This is a genomic window from Yoonia sp. (genome assembly GCF_017854565.1).
GTDB lineage: Bacteria > Pseudomonadota > Alphaproteobacteria > Rhodobacterales > Rhodobacteraceae > Yoonia.
Window position 1 is genome coordinate 150,530 of the sequence record NZ_JAFMHJ010000002.1, and the last position, 19,370, is coordinate 169,899.

At 60.3% G+C, this 19,370-nt stretch carries 17 protein-coding genes; 5 read left to right on the forward strand and 12 right to left on the reverse strand.

What is annotated here, in order from left to right; translation table 11 throughout:
* Window positions 1-38 precede the first annotated feature (38 nt).
* From QZ196_RS01980 to QZ196_RS01990, 3 genes are all read right to left on the reverse strand, one after another.
* A complete protein-coding gene (locus QZ196_RS01980) occupies window positions 39-2,330 on the reverse strand; it encodes a glycosyl hydrolase family 28-related protein (RefSeq protein WP_296423318.1) in 2,292 nt (763 codons plus the stop codon).
* A 141-nt stretch (window positions 2,331-2,471) separates the two neighbouring features.
* The gene (locus QZ196_RS01985; RefSeq protein ID WP_296423320.1) at window positions 2,472-2,876 is read right to left on the reverse strand and encodes a DUF4864 domain-containing protein; all 405 of its coding nucleotides are present in this window, start codon (window positions 2,874-2,876) and stop codon (window positions 2,472-2,474) included.
* Window positions 2,877-2,954: 78 nt separating this feature from the next.
* A complete protein-coding gene (locus tag QZ196_RS01990) occupies window positions 2,955-4,520 on the reverse strand; it encodes a lysine--tRNA ligase (protein WP_296423429.1) in 1,566 nt (521 codons plus the stop codon).
* Between the two features lie 109 nt (window positions 4,521-4,629).
* On the opposite strand from QZ196_RS01990, the gene QZ196_RS01995 reads away from it, so the two are divergent.
* Window positions 4,630-5,049 carry a tellurite resistance TerB family protein gene (locus tag QZ196_RS01995; protein WP_296423321.1) on the forward strand — a complete coding sequence of 140 codons (420 nt, stop codon included), beginning with the start codon at window positions 4,630-4,632 and terminating at the stop codon, window positions 5,047-5,049.
* Window positions 5,050-5,057: 8 nt separating this feature from the next.
* Here the strand turns inward: QZ196_RS01995 and dacB are convergent, their stop codons facing one another.
* The 3 genes from dacB to mgrA form a co-directional block, all read right to left on the reverse strand.
* Window positions 5,058-6,593, reverse strand: a complete 1,536-nt coding sequence (gene dacB / locus QZ196_RS02000; RefSeq protein ID WP_366510938.1) for a D-alanyl-D-alanine carboxypeptidase/D-alanyl-D-alanine-endopeptidase — start codon at window positions 6,591-6,593, stop codon at window positions 5,058-5,060.
* Complete coding sequence (locus tag QZ196_RS02005) at window positions 6,521-7,141, reverse strand: nicotinate-nucleotide adenylyltransferase (protein WP_296423324.1); 621 nt, start codon at window positions 7,139-7,141, stop codon at window positions 6,521-6,523. The genes dacB and QZ196_RS02005 overlap by 73 nt, the downstream gene beginning before the upstream one ends.
* A gap of 126 nt (window positions 7,142-7,267) precedes the next feature.
* A complete protein-coding gene (gene mgrA / locus QZ196_RS02010; protein ID WP_296423328.1) occupies window positions 7,268-8,326 on the reverse strand; it encodes an L-glyceraldehyde 3-phosphate reductase in 1,059 nt (352 codons plus the stop codon).
* 174 nt (window positions 8,327-8,500) lie between these two features.
* Here mgrA and QZ196_RS02015 point away from each other — a divergent pair, with 174 nt between their 5' ends.
* From QZ196_RS02015 to QZ196_RS02025, 3 genes are read left to right on the forward strand one after another with little or no spacing between them, the layout of a single operon-like run.
* Window positions 8,501-9,433, forward strand: coding sequence for an aldo/keto reductase (locus QZ196_RS02015; protein ID WP_296423331.1), 933 nt, complete (start codon window positions 8,501-8,503; stop codon window positions 9,431-9,433).
* Window positions 9,430-10,500, forward strand: coding sequence for an FAD-dependent oxidoreductase (locus QZ196_RS02020; protein ID WP_296423332.1), 1,071 nt, complete (start codon window positions 9,430-9,432; stop codon window positions 10,498-10,500). The genes QZ196_RS02015 and QZ196_RS02020 overlap by 4 nt, the downstream gene beginning before the upstream one ends.
* Entirely contained in the window at window positions 10,497-11,201 is a 705-nt protein-coding gene (locus QZ196_RS02025; protein ID WP_296423334.1) for a GNAT family protein, read from the forward strand. The genes QZ196_RS02020 and QZ196_RS02025 overlap by 4 nt, the downstream gene beginning before the upstream one ends.
* Before the next feature lie 61 nt (window positions 11,202-11,262).
* On the opposite strand, the gene QZ196_RS02030 is transcribed toward QZ196_RS02025, so the two are convergent.
* The 3 genes from QZ196_RS02030 to QZ196_RS02040 form a co-directional block, all read right to left on the reverse strand.
* On the reverse strand, window positions 11,263-13,758 hold the full coding sequence (locus QZ196_RS02030; protein ID WP_296423335.1) for an FAD-dependent oxidoreductase: 2,496 nt from the start codon (window positions 13,756-13,758) through the stop codon (window positions 11,263-11,265).
* Window positions 13,759-13,910: 152 nt separating this feature from the next.
* Complete coding sequence (locus QZ196_RS02035) at window positions 13,911-15,140, reverse strand: hypothetical protein (protein ID WP_296423336.1); 1,230 nt, start codon at window positions 15,138-15,140, stop codon at window positions 13,911-13,913.
* Window positions 15,141-15,198: 58 nt separating this feature from the next.
* Complete coding sequence (locus QZ196_RS02040) at window positions 15,199-16,185, reverse strand: D-glycerate dehydrogenase (protein WP_296423339.1); 987 nt, start codon at window positions 16,183-16,185, stop codon at window positions 15,199-15,201.
* A gap of 107 nt (window positions 16,186-16,292) precedes the next feature.
* Between QZ196_RS02040 and QZ196_RS02045 the strand changes: the two genes are divergently transcribed.
* Window positions 16,293-16,823 carry an SH3 domain-containing protein gene (locus tag QZ196_RS02045; protein ID WP_296423341.1) on the forward strand — a complete coding sequence of 177 codons (531 nt, stop codon included), beginning with the start codon at window positions 16,293-16,295 and terminating at the stop codon, window positions 16,821-16,823.
* On the opposite strand, the gene QZ196_RS02050 is transcribed toward QZ196_RS02045, so the two are convergent.
* The 3 genes from QZ196_RS02050 to QZ196_RS02060 form a co-directional block, all read right to left on the reverse strand.
* Complete coding sequence (locus QZ196_RS02050; protein ID WP_296423344.1) at window positions 16,820-17,551, reverse strand: proteasome-type protease; 732 nt, start codon at window positions 17,549-17,551, stop codon at window positions 16,820-16,822. The two genes, QZ196_RS02045 and QZ196_RS02050, sit on opposite strands and share 4 nt — an antisense overlap.
* Window positions 17,552-17,620: 69 nt before the next feature.
* Window positions 17,621-18,421 (reverse strand): transglutaminase family protein, encoded by an 801-nt coding sequence (locus QZ196_RS02055; RefSeq protein ID WP_296423347.1) that lies wholly within the window; start codon window positions 18,419-18,421, stop codon window positions 17,621-17,623.
* A gap of 4 nt (window positions 18,422-18,425) precedes the next feature.
* A complete protein-coding gene (locus QZ196_RS02060) occupies window positions 18,426-19,367 on the reverse strand; it encodes an alpha-E domain-containing protein (RefSeq protein ID WP_296423349.1) in 942 nt (313 codons plus the stop codon).
* Between the last annotated feature and the right edge of the window lie 3 nt (window positions 19,368-19,370).

The window sequence follows — 19,370 nt, forward strand, 5'->3', positions numbered from 1 at the left end:
CGCCCGTAGGCGCCCCATTCCAACGAATCCCGGTGTGATCAGTCTGCGGTCTCGTCCATCCGCACCTGATACCGCACCGTCCCCTTGACCGGCACCCGCCAATTCAGATGAACCGACCGCAAATTCGCACCCTGCTCGCCCTCGGCCCACGGAAAATCATGGGTTCGGACGTCGCCGGCATCGGTTATCGCACCCTGCGGCATCACCGCATCCACAAACCGGGCGCGGCCACCAAACGGCAGATACGTACCGGTATCCATCGTCCATGTCGTCGCCGCAGTCGCCTGAATATGGGTCAGATTGGCCGGGTTCTGCACTGGTTCGCTGACATTATGGAACACATTGCCCGAGAAATTCAGCCCGCGGGTCCGGCTGAAATCCAGATCGGCAAAGGTCGTATCGACATGCTCGACCCGGTCAATTTTGCCATTCAGCGACCGGAACACATTACTGACCACCGCAAAGCCGTTGATATAATGGTTCGGCCCATAAGGTTTGATCACAATGAAATTGAACCAATCGGCGACGTCATTGGTGGTAAAGATATTCCCGGTGATCGTCAGGCCACCAAACGAAAACTGCACGCCCAGCGCGGGTTCGCTGGAATGTTCATTGGTCCACTCGATGAAATTGTTGTCGCAGTAATTGCCGGTAAACACGGTTTTCGGGTTCGGCAGGGTGATCACAATGCCACCTTTGCGTACGCCGTTGACCTCATCATCGCCATGGAACCAGTGATTGCCCGAAATCAACGAACCGGACCCGGCCAGCACACAGAAATGCTTGAACTTGCTGGTGCGATTGTCACGAATTTTCACGTCATTGGCGTTGGCGTTGAACCCGATGCTGACCCGGCCTGACACCGGCACCTCCTGCTCCCCCGAGATCAACTGACAGCGGTCAATCATCATCCCCTGACAGCCGTTCCCCGGCGATGTGATGCCGCGATCCTTGGGTTTGTTGATGAAACAATCGCGGATATGAAACGTGAGGCCATCCGGCGCCATCATCACGCCACTGGCGATGCCGCTGCCCTGAAATTCAATATCATCCAGCACGAACTGGCTGAACTTTTCATAGCCCGAAAAATCCAGCAGGTACTTGAACCGGGTAAAGGTAAATATCTGCGTGCCTTCGGCATCGAACAACGGGCGGCTCAGTTCCAGCGTCTGACTGCCGACATTGACCGAACGCACGTAAATCTCGCGGCCTACGCCATTGCCCTGCACCAGCGACCCCACCGGAATATTGGCGATATTGACAACATTGATCAGCCGGGTTTCATCTGACGCGCTATAGGTCGCCTGCGATGTCACCTCGGTGGTGTCCCAAGCGGCGCCGTCGACCGGCTGAAACTGGCCATTGCGGATGACGCGCCGGATCTCGTAGCGGTCTTTGGACGGATCACAGGCCTGCATATCCACCGGACCCGTCAGCGATATTCGTCGCCCCATCAGATCCAGCGATTCATGGTCCGAAAAATTTATGAGGGCCTGAAATGCCTTTTTAAAGGCAACCTCTTCGTCCTCGAATGCCTCAAGGTAGGTTTCATAGTTATAGTCGCGTTGCAGGATGAACCGATACTCGGGCGCCTGCACGACCGTGCCCTCGAACTTTACCTTATTTTCCATCGTCACACTGCCAGCCAGCAGATAGGTGCCCGCCGACACCATCACCGTACGGCCATTCGCGGCGGCATCGGCCGCCTCGAACGCGGCGGCGTCATTGGTGACACCATCACCCTTGGCGCCAAAGTCACGCACATCGACCAGCGCCAGCAGATCGCGCGTAAACACAGACGTCACGTCCTCGATCAAGATGTCGTCCACCCGAACCAAGCCACCATTCGGCCCGGTCAGGTCAATGCCGAAGTGGCCATAGTTGGCCCCGGTCCACAGCAGGTCAACGCCGGTGCGATCACCAGTGCCGACAATCGCGCTGACCTCGACAACCGCGCCATAGGTCGTCAGCTGCACCGACGGCCCGGTCTGCGGCAAACCTGCCGCAGCACCACCCCCGGCAAGCCCGGCCCAGCCCGACACCCGCACAGCGGGCAACGGGCCTGCGACGGCCTTGACCCTTGCCGTGATCCGCAAATAGCAGCCCGGCAAAATCGGCGTTTCGCCCATGTACCGCACCCGCGCCAAGGTATCGACCTTGAGCACCTCAAGGCAGCCTGCAAAGTCCTGATCAGCCGCCACAAACACGCCCGATCCGCTGACCGCATAGGTATCTGACCCCGGCGTGCCATCCCCGCTTGACCAAACCCCAAGCCCCGCCGCAAAGGGCAGTGGCATAAACACAATCCCGTCAGTTATCGCTTTGTTCATTGATGTACCCTTTTTGCCTGCCAAACCCGCAAAAGCCCGACAGATTGCCGGACCGCTGACAAAAAAGTACCTTCGCGGGATAAATGCGGCCTGACAGCACCGTCACGGTGCGCCGCGCAACGGCCTGATCAACTCCGATAATCAGGCACCGACATCGGGCGCACGCAGTAATTGCACGCCATTGATCTGCCATCCGTCAGCGGTTTCGATCATTTGATAATCCAGCATATGCAGCCCACCGGATGCATCGCGGATCATGATCTTTTGCCACTGCTCACCCGCGATCTCGCGCAGCTCTAGAAACCGCACTTCCGCATTATCCCACACCATGGGATAGCCGCGCTGCACCATCATGCCAAAGTTTTCGGGGTTCCCGAACAGTCCTTGGATCATCGGACTGGCATGGGACCACGCGCCATCGACATCGCGTTCGTTGAACGCCTGCAGTTGGCTGCCGATCACATCCGCAATGGCCCCCGCATCCTGCGCAAAGGCCGCTGTCGCCGCCATCCAAAGCCCTAAAACCGCTGCAAAAATACGTGGCATGTCTGTCTCCGCTTCTACCTATCTACAATAGATACGGGACAAACCGCCAAATAGTTTCATTTCATGTGGACAATCATCCTAATCGGCCAGTTGCCCTTCGATCAATGCAACCGTCTCATCCACACCGTAAAGGGCGATGAACCCGCCAAATCGTGGCCCCTGCGACGCGCCCAACAACACTTCGTAAAGCGCGGTAAACCAGTCGCGCAGCGGCTCGAAGCCATGTTCCTTGCCGACAGCGAATACCATCGACTGCAACGCCTCGGCGTCCAGCCCACCATCCCAGACCTTCAGCCGCGCCACCAAATCCAGCAACGCTGCACGCTCCTTGTCGGTGGGCGCACGATAGACCTTTGTCGGCTTCACGAAATCATTGTAATACCGCACGGCAAAACCCGCCGCCTGATCCATCTGCGGATTGTTCATCGCTGATGCATCCGGTGCATACCGCTGAATAAAGCCCCAGAGGGTTTGCTTGTCCTTGGCCCCCGACACGGACGCCAAATTCAGCAGCATCGCAAACGGCACCACCATATCGGACGCAGGCACGTTATGGCCATGAATATGGAACACCGGGTTGTTCAGCCGCGCCGCATCATCCTGATCGGGATACGCGCGCAGTTGCTGATGGTATTCGTCCACCGCCTTGGGGATCACATCAAAATGCATCCGCTTGGCCGTCTTGGGCTTGAGATACATGAAATACGTCAGACTCTCGGTCGAGGCATAGGTCAGCCATTCGTCAATCGTCAGACCGTTGCCCGAGGTCTTGGAAATCTTGCGCCCTTCGGCATCCAGAAACAGCTCATAGGTGAAATGCTCGGGCGGACGGCCACCCAGCACCCGGCAAATCCCATCATAGATCGGCGTGTTCGTGGCGTGGTCCTTGCCGTACATCTCAAAATCGACATCCAGCGCGGCCCAGCGCGCGCCGAAATCCGGCTTCCACTGCAACTTGCAATTGCCGCCGGTGACGGAAACGGTGACTTCGGTGCCGTCTTCATCATCAAAGGTGATCATGCCGTCCTTGCTGACGTTCTTCATTGGCACATACAGCACCCGGCCAGTGCTGGGGCTGATCGGCAGAAAACACGAATAGGTCGCCTGACGTTCCTCGCGCAATGACTTGAGCATGATCGCCATGATCTCATCATATTTTTCCGCCGCCCGCAGCAGAATCGCATCCATTTTGCCGGACTGATAATATTCCGTCGACGACGCAAACTCATACTCGAACCCAAAGGTATCCAGAAAGTTGTTCAGCCGCGCATTCATATGGTCGCCAAAACTGCCATGCGTGCCAAACGGATCAGGCACCGATGTCAGCGGGCGCTGCATGAATGGTTTCAGCTTTTCAGGGTCAGGCACATTGCCGGGAATCTTGCGCATCCCATCCATATCATCCGAAAAGCAAAGTAGACGGGTCGGGATATCCGAAATCACCTCGAACGCGCGCCGCACCATTGTTGTGCGGCTGACCTCTCCGAATGTACCGATATGCGGCAGGCCGGACGGGCCATAGCCCGTTTCGAACAGCACATAGCCCTTTTCAGGTGCCTTTTTTTCATACCGTTTCAGCAATCGGCGCGCCTCTTCAAAAGGCCAGGCCTTGGACGTCATCGCAGCGTCGCGCAAATTGCTCATCATGTCTCTCGCTCGTCATGGAGCGCCCCAATAGCGCCCATACCGCGCACTTCCTATTGCTTGAACGGCAAGGCGTCAATAAACGGGTGGTGTAACCAAAGGATATGCAATGCTCGAAGACGCCCCCATGACCGCCCCGGATGCGCTTGCCGCGCTCATGATCGCCGTGTCGGCGTCGGACGAAAGGATCAGCACACCCGAACTGGTCAAGATGAGCACGGCCATCAACCACCTGCCAATCTTTGCCGATTACGACGCAGAACGCCTGCCACGGATGTCGCAAATGGTCTTTGACCTGCTCGAACAAGAAGACGGACTCGAGGCGCTTTTTGGCCTGATCCGCGACGCGCTTCCTGAACGGCTCTATGAAACCGCCTATGCCCTGTCCTGCGATGTCGCCGCTGCGGACGGCACGATCGTTGGCTCCGAGGCCCGGATGCTGGAAGAAATCCGCGATGAGCTGAATCTGGACCGGCTGCATGCCGCCGCGATCGAACGTGGTGCCCGCGCCCGGCACATGACGCTTTAGGCCGGCAACTACGCGCCGCTGGCCGCCCAATGCTGCAAAATCTGCTGCTGCAACCGCTTGGCCTTGGCATTCCACGGCCCGGCACCGCGCGGCTTTTCATCGCCCAGCAGCTTGCCCTGCGCACGCGCCTCCAGATCAGCAGCAAAGAACCCAAACGCTAGATCGCGGCCTCCTGCGGTGCGCAGATAACCGGCAAGGCATGATACGAAATTCAATGTGCCGGTCTTGGCATGCAGAGCGCCCTCAGACCCGGCAATCGCGCGGCCACCCCGATCCACCAGCGGTATCTCCTTTAGCAACGGATGCAGCAGCGCCTGCGTCCCATCCGCCGTCAGCAGACGCACCATATCACTGGCCGTGATCCGCGATGTATCCGCCAGCCCTGAATGATCCACGAAATACGGCGCGACACCTGCCCGCCGCTGCGCCCACCGCGCCATGCCAAGCGCCGAGGTCTGCAATCCCCGCCGCTGGCCCGTCACCGCCATCGTCGCCGAAAGACCCGCCGCCTCAGCCGTGATATTGGTGGAATAGCGCAGCATCCCGCGCATCATCTCGACCAATGGCGCGCTTTGATTGCGGGCCAGCACCCGCCCCGCAGGCAACGCCGCAACCGCGCGCGCGGGTTTCAGCACGATGCCCTGCGCGCGGGCAAAAATGGCAAAAACCTCGCCTGCATAAAGCGCGGGATGGCGCACCGGCAACCACCGCGACCCCGCGGCATTCAGCGCCTGCCGCGCCACGGTCCATTCATCCACACCATCGCCTGCGTGGTAGGTGAACACCGGCGCGCCACGATCCACAATCTGCATCCGCGCAGATGTCACCGACGGGCGATATTTGTCGCTGCGCGCATCCAGTACCGTGGTAAAATCATTCCCTGCCCGCTGCCATGCGAAATGCACCCGATTGAAATTAAGGTTCAGCCCGGCCACCGTCGGATTATAGCCCAGATGCGCCAGCTGCGTGCCATCAATCTGGTCCACATTGGGCAGCGCATTGCCCCACACCAGAAAATCCCCCCTGACCTCTGTCAGGCCCGCAGCCTTCAGCAGGGCCGCCAGATCTGCCAGATCATCGGTCAGTAAGTTCGGATCACCGCCCCCGGCCAAGATCAAATTGCCATCTAAAATGCCGTCCCTGATCGGCCCATCGGCAAATAGGCGTGTTTCAAACTGATACTGCGCGCCCAAGGCTTCTATCGCATAACAGGCCGTCACCGCCTTGCTGACGCTGGCCGGGGGTTGCGGCAGATCGGCATGGACACTCTCCAAGACCGCGCCCGTCGCGACATCGGCAATCACAAGCCCCACGGCGCCCGACAATCCAGCCCGCACAATCATCTGCCGGGCAACGTCGGGGCCAACGCTGCGGGCAACCGGGCGTCTGGATAGCAGCGGCGCTTCGGCCAGGGCATCGCTGGTCGCCGCAGATGCAATCATGCCCGCCAACATCATGCGCCGCGACAGCGTCATCGCCAGCCGCCCCGCGCCCGAATGGCCGTCGATGATTGATCCGACAGCGGGACATTCACAAAACACCACGCCGGTGCCGCATGATGTCCCAAAACATGGCTTGCACGCCCCGGCAGCCGGGCTTGGGCATAAACCCGTGCGGCCTTGGATAAACGTGCGGCAATCCGGTCACCCGGTCGGGCCATCACGCCCACAGGCACCGCCTCCATGATCCCGCGCCAGTCCTGCCAGCGATGAAACTGCGCCAGATTATCGGCGCCCATCAGCCATACGAACCGCACCCCCGGATAGCGGCGGCGCAACGCCCGCAGGGTCTGTGCGGTGTACCTTGTGCCCAAACGCGCCTCGATATCCGTGACGGTCACGCGTGGGTGCCGCATCAAATGCCGCGCCGCCTGCAACCGCCCGGCCAACGGCGCCGGGCCATTGGCCTTCAACGGGTTCCCCGGTGTGACCAGCCACCACAAATGATCCAGCCCGAACCACTGCAACGCGGCCTTGGTGATATGCACATGCCCTTCGTGCGGCGGATCAAACGACCCGCCCAAAAGGCCAATAACTTGGCCCGCCTTCGCTACCGGGAAACCACGCACGCAAACTCCTTGTCTCGCCCTCATGCAAAAGGCCCAGAGGGCGGGCAAATGTAAACCCCTTTCTCCCCGATGCAAAGCACGGCAAGGCCAACCGCGCACGCCGGATGCACGACCGTAAGGTGGGTTTCAACCCACCCGATGCGGCATCGCTCAGGTCTTCTTGCGCGCGGCCGCACCCTCCTGCTGCTCCGCCGACTGCGCCCATAAATTGATCTGCTCTTCATCAGCATATGCATCAATCAGCGCCAACTCTTCGGTGGAAAACGCCAAATTCCCAACCGCCCCCGCGCAGTCAACGACCTGCGACGGCTTGGATGCCCCAATCAGCGCCGTGGTGATCCCACCGTCGCGCAGCACCCACGCAATCGCCATCTGCGCCAGCGTCTGGCCACGGCCCTGCGCGACCTCATCAAGCTTGCGAATATTGGCGATCGCACGATCCGTCAGCATGGCGGGGAACAGCGACTTGCCCTGCGCCGCGCGGCTGCCATCGGGCACACCGCCCAAATACTTCTGGGTCAGCATCCCCTGCGCCAGCGGGGTAAACGCAATCGACCCCACGCCCAGCTCGGTCAACGTGTCTTTCAACCCATCCCGCTCGACCCACCGGTTCAGCATATTATACGCTGGCTGATGGATCAGACAGGGCGTGCCCAGATCCTTCAAGATCGCCACGGCCGCGCGCGTCCGCTCGGAATTATACGACGAAATCCCAGCATAAAGCGCGCGCCCCGACCGCACGATATAATCCAGCGCTCCCATGGTTTCCTCCAACGGGGTCTCGGGATCAAAGCGGTGCGAATAAAAGATATCGACATAATCCAGCCCCATCCGCCTGAGCGATTGATCACACGACGCCACCATGTATTTGCGGCTGCCCCATTCGCCATAGGGGCCGGGCCACATGTCATACCCGGCTTTGGAACTGATGATCATCTCATCGCGATAGCCCTTGAAATCATCGGCCAGTATCGCCCCAAACGCATGCTCCGCAGCCCCCGGCGGCGGGCCATAGTTGTTGGCCAGATCGAAATGCGTAATCCCATGATCAAACGCAGTCCGGCAAATCGCGCGCTTTGTCTCATGGGGGGTGTCATGGCCAAAGTTGTGCCAAAGCCCCAATGACACCGCCGGCAGCTTGACACCTGACGCACCGCAACGGCGGTAAACCATCCGGTCATAACGATCCCCGGCAGGCACATAGGTCATGTCACATCTCCTTGTTGACAGGCGTGACCTACGCGACCATGCGGCCTGACACTTGTCAACCAAAGACCCCAGCCGACAGGGCGGGGCCGGCAGAAACCAGACCGTAAGGTGGGTTTTAACCCACCGCCACCAGACCGCTTTTCATTGTGCCAAAGCCGTGCCAATCTGCCGCCTATGACACAGCTGACAACCCGCAACGGCACGCCCGTTTCCCGCCTCACCTTCGGCACCATGCAATTCGGCGGCACCGCCGATGCGCATGAAAGCCGCGCCATGTTTGACGCTGCCCGCGACGCCGGGATCAGTCATTTTGACACCGCCGTCGGCTATACCGATGGCGCGTCCGAAACTCTGCTGGGCGGTTTTATCCGCGATGCCCGCGACGACCTGTATGTCGCAACCAAAGTGGGCTACCGCGGCGGCGCCAGCCGCGCCAATATCACCACCCATTTCGACACCTGCCGCAAGCAGCTCAATCAGGACGCCGTCGACCTGCTTTATATGCACAGGTTCGACCCCGACACCCCGCTCGAGGAAACCTTCAGCACGCTCGCCGAACTGCAATCGACCGGCGCGATCCGCCACATCGGCGTGTCCAACTACGCCGCCTGGCAAGTGATGAAAGCCCAGAGCGTCGCGAAATCGCTGGGTACGCGGATCGACGTGATCCAACCCATGTACAGCCTCGTCAAACGGCAAGCCGAGGTCGAAATCTTTCCGATGGCCCAGGATCAGACCATCCAGATCACCCCCTACTCCCCCCTCGGCGGTGGGTTGCTGACCGGGAAATACGCCCAGGGCGCAACCGGGCGCCTGACCGACGATCACCGCTACAAAGCGCGCTATGGTCTGGACTGGATGCACGCCACCGCCGCGACGCTGGGCGCGCTGGGCGTTGACCTTGGCGTGGCCCCCGCAACCCTTGCCGTCGCGTGGGTCGCGGCCCACCGGGCACGACCGTCCCCCATCATTTCCGCCCGCTCGGTCGCGCAATTGCACCCCTCGCTGGATGCCGAAGCCTTCGTCATGACACCCGAACTTTACGACAGGATCACAGCACTCAGCCTCAGCCCGGCCCCGGCCACGGACCGGCTCGAAGAAGCGTGACAGACTTCTTGATCATCGGCGGCGGCATTGCAGGCATATCAACCGCCGCGCGGCTGTCGCACTTGGGCAGCGTGACCCTGCTCGAACGCGAAGGCGCGCTTGCCTATCACGCCTCGGGCCGCTCCGCCGCCTTGTTCGAGGGAAACTACGGCGAACCTGCCACCATCGCGCTGAATGCCGCCAGCCATGACGACCACGTGCAGGCCGACGTCCTTAGCCCGCGCGGGCTTTTGCTGATCGGCACCGCCGATACCGCAGACGCCTTTACCGCAGACCAAAAGCAAATGCAGCTCGATCCGATCACCCTGCCCGAGGCGCAGGCGATGATCCCGATCCTTGACGCCAAAGCGATCGACCGCGCCGCCTATCACGCCGATGCATGGGATATCGACACGGACAAGCTGATACAGACCTTCGCCCGCACGGCCCGCGCAAATGGCGCACAAATCATGACACGGTCCGACGTCACGGCAATCACCCGCACCCGATTCGGCTGGGACGTGACAACAACAAACGCCACCTATACGGCGAAAACCCTGATCAACGCCGCAGGCGGATGGGTGGATGTCATCGCACAGATGGCCGGGATCGCGCCGCTGGGCTTCACCCCATTGCGCCGTTCCATGGCCCGCATACCCGCCCCCGGCGGGCACGACGTCAGCCGCTGGCCGATGCTGTTCGGTCCGGGCGAAAACTGGTACGCCAAACCCGATGCAGGCGCGCTGATCGTGTCGCCCGCCGACGAAGATCCGGTCACACCCCACGACGTCTTTGCCGATGACATGACACTGGCCCAGGGGCTGGCCCGCTATGAGGCCCATGTGACCGAACCCGTCACCCGGCTGCTGACATCATGGGCCGGCATGCGCACCTTTGCCCCCGACCGCACGCTGGTCCTTGGCCCGGACGCCGCAGACGCCCGTTTCATCTGGTGCGCCGGGCAAGGCGGCTATGGCATGCAATCCGCACCCGCCGCGAGCCAGCTTTTGTGCGACATCATCGCCGGACGCCCCTCGCCCTTGCCCGCCGACATGGTCGCAGCCCTCGCACCTGCGCGCTTCACATGACCGGGCACACCAACGCGCAGGGTCAGCCCATCGGCGCCCCGCTCCCCGACTGGACGGGTGCGCGGCCCCCCCAAGGCACGACCCTGCACGGCCAATTCTGCGATCTAACGCCACTTGCAATGGCACATGGTCCCGCTCTTTTCGACGCCTACAGCGCAGATACCACCGGCGCGCTCTGGACCTATATGCCCATCGGCCCTTTCCATGACATCACCGGCTTTTCCAATTGGCTGGCTGTCGCAATCGACAGCCGCGATCCGCTGTTCTTTGCCATCATCGACAAGGCGACGCGCAAACCGACCGGCATCGCCAGCTACCTGCGGATTCAACCCAACTCCGGCGTGATCGAAGTCGGTTTCATCGCCTTCGCCCCGGCCCTGCAACGCACCCCGGCGGCAACGGAATCCATGTATCTGCTGATGCGCCACGCCTGCGACGATCTGGGATACCGGCGTTACGAATGGAAATGCGACGCGCTGAATGCCGCCTCGCAACACGCCGCGAGACGGTTGGGTTTCAGCTATGACGGATTATTCCGACAGGCGACAATCTACAAAGCACGCAACCGCGACACCGCGTGGTTTTCCGTTCTCGACAAGGACTGGCCCCGCCTCAAAAAAGGCTTCGAGGCATGGCTATCACCCGCTAACTTCGACGCGAACGGCCAGCAAAAGCAACGGTTGGACGACCTGCGCCAATAACGTGCAGTCGCCACACCGCAGCATGTCCGCCGCAAGACCGTAAGGTGGGTCTTGACCCACCCTACACGTCAGCCCTGATCGTGGCATTGGCGGGATCATACGGGCTGTCTTCGACAATCTGCGCGTCCCACAACCGGTCCAGCATCTTGACCTGCAACTTGGTCCCCACAACGGCCAGTTCAGGGCGCACATACCCCAGTCCAATTGATTTCTCGAACGCCACCGAATAGCCGCCCGATGTCAGCCGGCCAACCCGGACACCGTCAAGATCATACAGCGCCTCGCGGCCCCATGGGTCTGCATCTGCGGGCCCATCAATCAGCAGGGTCACACATTTCGACCGGATGCCTTTGGCCTGCATAGCGGATTTGCCGTGGAAATCCTTTGACAGGTCCACGAAGCGCGGCAAGTCCGCCTCGAGCGGGGTCGCATCACGGCCCAATTCATTGCCAAACGCCCGATAGCTCTTTTCTTGCCGCAACCAGTTCTGTGCCCGCGCACCCACCAGCTTCATACCATACGGCTCGCCCGCCTTTTCCAGCAGATCAAACAGGTAATTCTGCATCTCGATCGGATGATGCAGCTCCCATCCCAGCTCGCCGGTATAGGCCACCCGGATCGCATTCACCGGACACATTCCCAGCTCAATCCGCTGGGCGCTCAGCCACGGAAACCGCTTGTTGGACAGCGCCGTCGCGGGGTCTGCGTCCTTGATCACCGCGCACAACACATCCCGCGCCTTGGGTCCGGCAATCGCAAACACGCCCCATTGCGTGGTGACGTTCTGCACCTCGATCCGGCCGAACTGCGGCTCCATATCTTCGACCGCCTTCCGCAGGAAATCCGCGTCATACGCGGTCCATGCCCCTGCGCTCACCAGATAATATTCATCCTCGGACAACCGCACGATCGTATATTCCGTGCGCGTCGTGCCATGATCCGTCAGCGCATAGGTCAGATTAATCCGCCCCACGCGTGGCAACTTGTTGGTCGTGAACCAATCCAGAAACGCCGTCGCCCCCGGCCCTTTGACAATATGTTTGGTGAATGCCGTGGCGTCGATCAGGCCCACGCCCTCGCGGATTGCCTTGGCTTCGGCCACCGCATATTGCCACCAGCCACCCCGGCGGAACGACCGCGCATCGTGATCGTTGAACCCCATCGGCGCAAAATAATTTGGCCGCTCCCAGCCGTTCACAAACCCAAACTGCGCGCCCCGTACCGCTTGGCGGTCATACGCCGGTGACGTGCGCAAAGGCCGACAGGCGGGGCGTTCCTCATCGGGATGGTGCAAGACATAAACATGGTCATAACATTCCTCGTTCTTGCGCGCCGCAAACTCGGTCGTCATCCAATCGCCGTAACGCTTGGGGTCAAGCGACGCCATGTCGATCTCGGCCTCACCATCAACCATCAACTGCGCCAGATAATACCCGGTGCCGCCGGCCGCCGTAATCCCGAACGAAAACCCTTCCGCCAGCCACATATTGCGCAGACCCGGCGCGGGTCCGACCAGCGGGTTACCGTCGGGTGTATAGCAGATCGGCCCGTTGAAATCATCCTTCAGACCGCTTTCCTCGCACGAAGGTATCCGGTGGATCATCGCCATATACTGATCCTCTATCCGCTCCAGATCGAGCGGGAAAAGATCAGCGCGGAAACTGTCCGGCACACCGTATTCAAAGACCGCAGGTGCGCCCTTTTCGTAGACACCCAAAATCCAGCCGCCACGCTCTTCACGCACATACGACTGGGCATCGGCATCGCGAACGACCGGGTGTTCGGGGTTGCCTGCGGCGCGGTACTTTACCAGCGCGGGGTCCTGATCCATGACGATAAACTGATGCTCGACCGGGATCGCGGGTATCTTGATGCCCAGCTTCTTGGCCGTGGTCTGGGCGTGGTTGCCGCTGGCCGTCACCACATGTTCTGCGGTGATCACGACCTGTTCGTCGGACGGCACAAGGTTGCCGCCTTTCTCGACCATCTTGGTGCAGGTCACCTCCCATGAGGTGCCAGTCCAGTGAAACGCATCCGCCTGCCACTTCCGCTCGATCGCGACGCCGCGCTGACGCGCACCTTTGGCCATCGCTTGGGTGACATCGGCGGGGTTAATATACCCGTCGGTATTGTGATAAAGTGCGCCCTTCAAATCCTCTGTGCGGATCAGCGGCCATTTGGCCTTGATCTCATCGGGGGTCATCCAGACATATGGCACCTCGCAGGTCTCGGCGGTCGAGGCATAAAGCATATACTCGTCCATCCGCGCCTGCGTCTGGGCCATGCGCAGGTTGCCAACCACGGCAAACCCCGCGTTCAAACCGGTTTCGGCCTCAAGAGATTTGTAGAACTCGACCGAGTATTTGTGGATGTGCGTCGTCGCAAACGACATATTGAACAACGGCAGCAGCCCCGCCGCATGCCATGTCGATCCCGATGTCAGCTCATCTCGCTCCAACAGCATCACATCATCCCACCCCGCGCGGGCCAGATGATAGGCGATCGACGTGCCAACAGCACCGCCGCCCACAACCAATGCTTTGACTTGCGTTTTCATATAGGCGACTCCCTTGGCATACCTTCGGCACAATCTGCGCCAAACGGCGCGCCAACGAAAGAACCAGCCGACATCTCAGCGCACGATTGCGACAGCGCGCAACAGATCAGCACCGTACGACCGGGTCTTGCCCCATCAGGCCCGCCAAGAACTCAGTCGCTACCGACCACGCAACGGCGCACACCGGCTTGCAGCGTGCAACCGCCGGTCCCAATCCGGTTTTGGCCGTTTGGCGTGACGACAGGCGTTGTGGCGGCCTCGGCCTCCGGCACCTGCCCCGGCCCCTCGGGCGACGTTTCCGGCAATCGCTGTACCAGCGCCATCACCTCGGGCGCGATGTCGTATCCATTGCTCAGATAGTCCGCCAGACTGGCCTGCGACGTGCCCGCCTTGGCAATCTCGGACAGCACATAATATTCGTAATTGTTCCAGCTCCGCCCACTCTTGCTTAATACCGTCGCATAATACCGTGCAAAGTTTTCGGGTCCCCCGCCATCAAGCAGTTGCAGCACCTCAAGCAAGATCCCATCCAGCTTGGGATAAACGACCTGCAGATCGGCCATCGTCACGATATCCCCGGCGCGGATCAGGCCAAGAATATCCGCATTCAGCGTATCGAACGACGCGGTCTCTAACATACGATGCGCCCGGTAGGGCGCGCTCGGCGGTGGCGGCACGTCGGAAAGCGGTTGCTGGCGCGCCGCGACAAACCCCGCCTGAGGCGTGATCGCATCGCTTGGCGTCGGCAGCTTTTCATTCAGCGCCGCAATATCCAGACCGCCAATCACAGCGGCAATTGCGGCATCACTGCTATTGGTCAGCACGGCGACTTCAATCGTCTCTGCAACCTTGGGATCACCAATGCTTGCCGTGATGTGGCGGTAATCCACCGGAACCGGCAACGGCTGCCCCATCACCGCTGACACCTGCGGCATGATCACAAATGACACGCCATCAACCGCCCCAAGAACCGTGCCCAACGCCTCTTGCTCCGTCACCTCTTCAATCCCCATACGCTGCTTCAACGACAGCCGCTGTTTGATCAGGGGTGCCACCCGCATCCGCAACACGATCCGTTCGTCACCGCGCGCAAACGCATGGACGACGCCATCGTCATCACCCGCAACAGCGCTTTCAAATGCCAGCAAAATGTCATTCGTGGTGCTGCCACCAACGGCTGATGGCATCAGGACAGTGCCGGTGATCACCTCGCCCTGAGCGGTGTCATATGGCTGTGCGGCCCATCCGGCGGGTGCCGCAACGGGAACCGATGCGATGCTTTGCGATGCCATGTAATCATCCAGCCCCAGCTTGAAAAGATACAGCCCAGCCGCGGCCAAAATGACAATGAAAACACCCAGTACCGGAAGCAATATCCGCATTTAGACTACCCTTTGCACCGCGCTGCCTGCGCATCAATAAAATACAGTCGCTGCCGTATTACAGCATACTTGGGACAACGAGATCAGGCGGTCTGTGACCATCGGCAAAGGTCTTGATGTTCACAATCACCTTCTCGCCCATCTCGATCCGGCCTTCGATGGTGGCCGATCCCATATGCGGCAGCAGAATCGCATTGGGCAGTTCTTTCAGACGCGGGTTAATTTCATGACCACGCTCGAACACGTCCAGACCGGCACCCGCGATCTCACCCGCGCGCAGCATCCGGGTCAGGGCATTTTCGTCGATCACCTCGCCGCGCGATGTGTTCACGATCACCGCCGTCGGCTTCATCAATTTCAACCGGCGCGCGTTCATCAGATGAAACGTCGATGGCGTATGTGGACAGTTGATCGACAAGATATCCATCCGGGCGACCATCTGATCAAGACTTTCCCAATAGGTCGCGTCCAGCGCGTCTTCCACTTCGGGGCGCAGACGCTTGCGGTTATGGTAATGCACCTGCATCCCGAATGCGGCAGCACGTTTCGCAACGGCCTGCCCAATCCGCCCCATTCCCAGAATACCCAAACGGCGGCCCGCGATCCGGCCCCCCAGCATCGCCGTGGGCGACCATCCGGCCCAATTATCCGACTGTGCCAACAGCATCCCCTCGGCCATTCGCCGGGTCACGGCCAGTATCAACGCCAAGACCATATCGGCGGTATCGTCTGTCACAACGCCGGGCGTGTTGGACACGTGGATGCCCCGCTGGCGCGCGGTGGCGACGTCGATATTGTCCACACCGGCGCCATAGTTCGCGATCAGCTTCAGCCTGTCACCGGCGCGCCCCAACAGCTTGGCGTCGATCTGATCGGTAATCGTAGACACCACAACATCCGCGTTCTGCATCGCCGCGACCAGCTCATCAGCTGTCATCGGCGCATCATTCTCGCGCAAGGTGACGTCGAACAGCTCTTTCATCCGGGTTTCGACCACCTCGGGCAACCGTCGCGTAACGACAACACTTAAATGCTTACCCGGCATGTGGCTCTCTCCCTGGGTTTTCAAATCATCCCTGCCGTGTCAGGTTGCGCCAAAGGGACGCGCAGCACAAGAACCGCGCGCCAGATTATGGCAGTTAAGGGCAGACAATGATTGCATGGGTGCATTGGTTCCGTGTTGTGCAAATGGGAATTTGCGCGCTTCTTGTCTGCGCAAGCATGGCGCAGGCGCAAACCACCAGTCAGGCCCCAACCCTTGGGCCGGAAACCAACCTGCCGCTGCCACGCTACGTGTCGTTGAAAGCGGGCGAATCCAATGTGCGGCGCGGGCCATCGCTGTCGCACCGGATCGACTGGGTTTTCACCCGGCGCAATATGCCGCTGCAGGTTGTCGCCGAATACGGGCACTGGCGCCGGGTCATCGACCGTGACGGCCAGGGGGGCTGGGTCCACTACTCAATGCTGTCGGGGGCGCGCACCGTGCTGATCGACGGGCAAACCACACCGCTGCGCGCACGGCCTGACGATACATCGCTGGAAAACGCGATACTGGAACCGGGCGTCATTGCACGCCTTGGCGAATGTACCGCCGACTGGTGCCAGTTGACTGCGGGCGGCTACCGGGGCTGGGCGCCAAAGGCGGTTCTTTGGGGCGTCAACCCTGCGGAAATCCGGGATTAGAACGTAAACGCAGGCAACTGATCAAACGCGGCATTCAGCGCCTCGCCCCAGCCGTTTGACACCGCGTTATAATAGTCGTTGTCAGGCGCAATCCGGCCCACATGGCCCGGCGTGAACGTATCGGTGTCATACGTCATGTAATCCAGCGGCAGCCCCACCGACAGGTTCGACTTGATCGTCGAATCAAAGCTGACCATCAACAGCTTCAGCGCGGCTTCAAACTGCATGTCCCGATGATAGGCGCGGACCAAAATCGGCTTGCCGTATTTCGCCTCGCCAATCTGGAAAAACGGGTTGTCGTCCGACGCTTCGATGAAATTCCCCTCCGGGTAGATCATGAACAGACGCGGCGGGGCACCCTTGATCTGACCGCCCAAAATGATCGTCGCACCAAAGGCAGAATCAGCGGTCTGGCCCGTCGTCGCATTGGCCTGAATGACTTCCTTGAGGGTCGTGCCGACCTCGCGTGCGATCTGAAACATCGACGGCGCCTCAAGGATGGACGGGCTGCGATCCTGCGGGGCCTTGGCGCGTTCATCCAGCAAACTGATCACCGATTGCGTCGTCGCCAGATTGCCCGCCGTCATCAACGTGATCACACGTTCACCCGGCACGTCCCAACTGTGCAGCTTTTTCGCAACCGAGATGTTATCGACACCGGCACTCGTCCGGGTATCCGCCATAAAGATCAGCCCACGATCCAGCAGCATCCCAACGCAATAGGTCATTTGTCACACCGTCCCGATATATGCAGCGCGACCCCGTACAAGAGCCGTTTCAAGCAACATATCATGTACCTATTGCTGCTGCACCTGCAAGGACACATTCATGCTTTCCGCCCCCTTGCCAAACCGCATCCCCGAAATCGGGGCTGCGCCGCGGTAATCAAGGGCCGTCGCGACCCGGACATAGCGGGCGTCGGGTGAAATACCGTTGGACACGTCAAACCCCACCCAGCCAAGTCCGGGGACATGCGCCTCGGCCCAGGCATGGCTGGCATCCTGCATCACGCGGTCGTCCATCATCAGATACCCCGACACGTAACGCGCCGGGAAACCCATCTGCCGGGCGGCACTGATAAAGATATGCGCGTGATCCTGACACACGGCATGGCCTGCGGCAATTGCCTGCTCGACCGTCAGATCGGACGCCGCCTGATCCGTCGAATAGGGCACCATCGCCAGAATATGGGCGGACAGGGCGTGCAGCGTGGCAAGATCGGTTTCTCCCCGCGTCAGTCCGGCAACCAACGCCTTGATGCCATCGCCGGCCTGGGTCAGCGCGGTACTGCGCTCGTACAGCCACAGCGGCACAAAACCCTTTTGACGCCCAACCACCCCGTGATTATCCGTCACCTCGACCTCGCCCGAACAGGTGATGCTGATCTCGGTCTGGCCGGGATCAAAACTGACCAGATCGACAGTATTGGCGTGCTCATCCTCGTAACACACCTCAAGCTTGCCACCCGCGACCGCGATGTCCCAATGCAACACCTCCTGCCCCTCGCGCGATTTGGGACGCAACCGCAGTTGCTGCAAACCGTAGGGGACAGGGCTGTCATAATGATACGTGGTCTGGTGGTGGATTTTCAGGCGCATGGGCTCACTCTATAAACCGATAGTCGATTTCGATCTGCTGCCCCAACGCGGCGCTGTCCTTCAGGAAATCGCTGATAAATTCATGCAGGCCATAGTCGAAAATAGCATCCACATCATAGGTCGCAAACCGTTTGCATATCCGCGCGGCCAGATCATGACAGGGGTGACGGACACCATAATCCGTTTCCAGATAACCCAGATTGTCCTGTATTTTCCCATAGCAAAACGCAAGGCTGCGCGGCAGGCGCCGGTCCAGCATCAAAAACTTGGCGATGCTCTTTGGGTCCACCTCACCGTCGTGCAGCGTCTGATAGGCGCGCACCGCGGACGTCGCCCGCAGGATCGTTTCCCACTGCACGTTGTCAGTGGGCGTGCCCACATGCATGACCGACGGCAGCAGGATGTAATATTTCACATCCAAAATCCGCGCCGTGTTGTCCGCGCGTTCAAAAAACGTCCCGATCCGGGCAAAGTCATACATCTCATTGCGCAGCATCGTGCCGTGCAAGGCGCCGCGCACAAAGGCGCTGCGCTGCCGGATCATCTGCAAGATACGCGGCAAGTCACGGTCGCTGATCGGGTGCGCCAGCGCGTCCTTCAGAACCATGTAGCATTCGTTGACCGCCTCCCAGACCTCGCGGGTCAGGGCGGTGCGCACCAAACGGGCATCATTGCGCGCGGCTTCCACGACGGCGCGGACACTGCCCGGATTGGTTTCGTCGCGCAGCAGATAATCAATCACCTGATCGCCGGTATACGTGCTGTAGCGCTGCAAATACCCCGCCTGCAGCCCCGTCGCATGCAGGATCGACGTCCACTCCGATTCCGCCGCACTCGACCGGGTCAGCGAAATGCGCAGACCGGCGTCAATCATCCGGGCGGTATTTTCCGACCGCTCCAGATACCGGAACATCCAAAACAAGCCCCCTGCGGTTTTGCCCAGCATTGC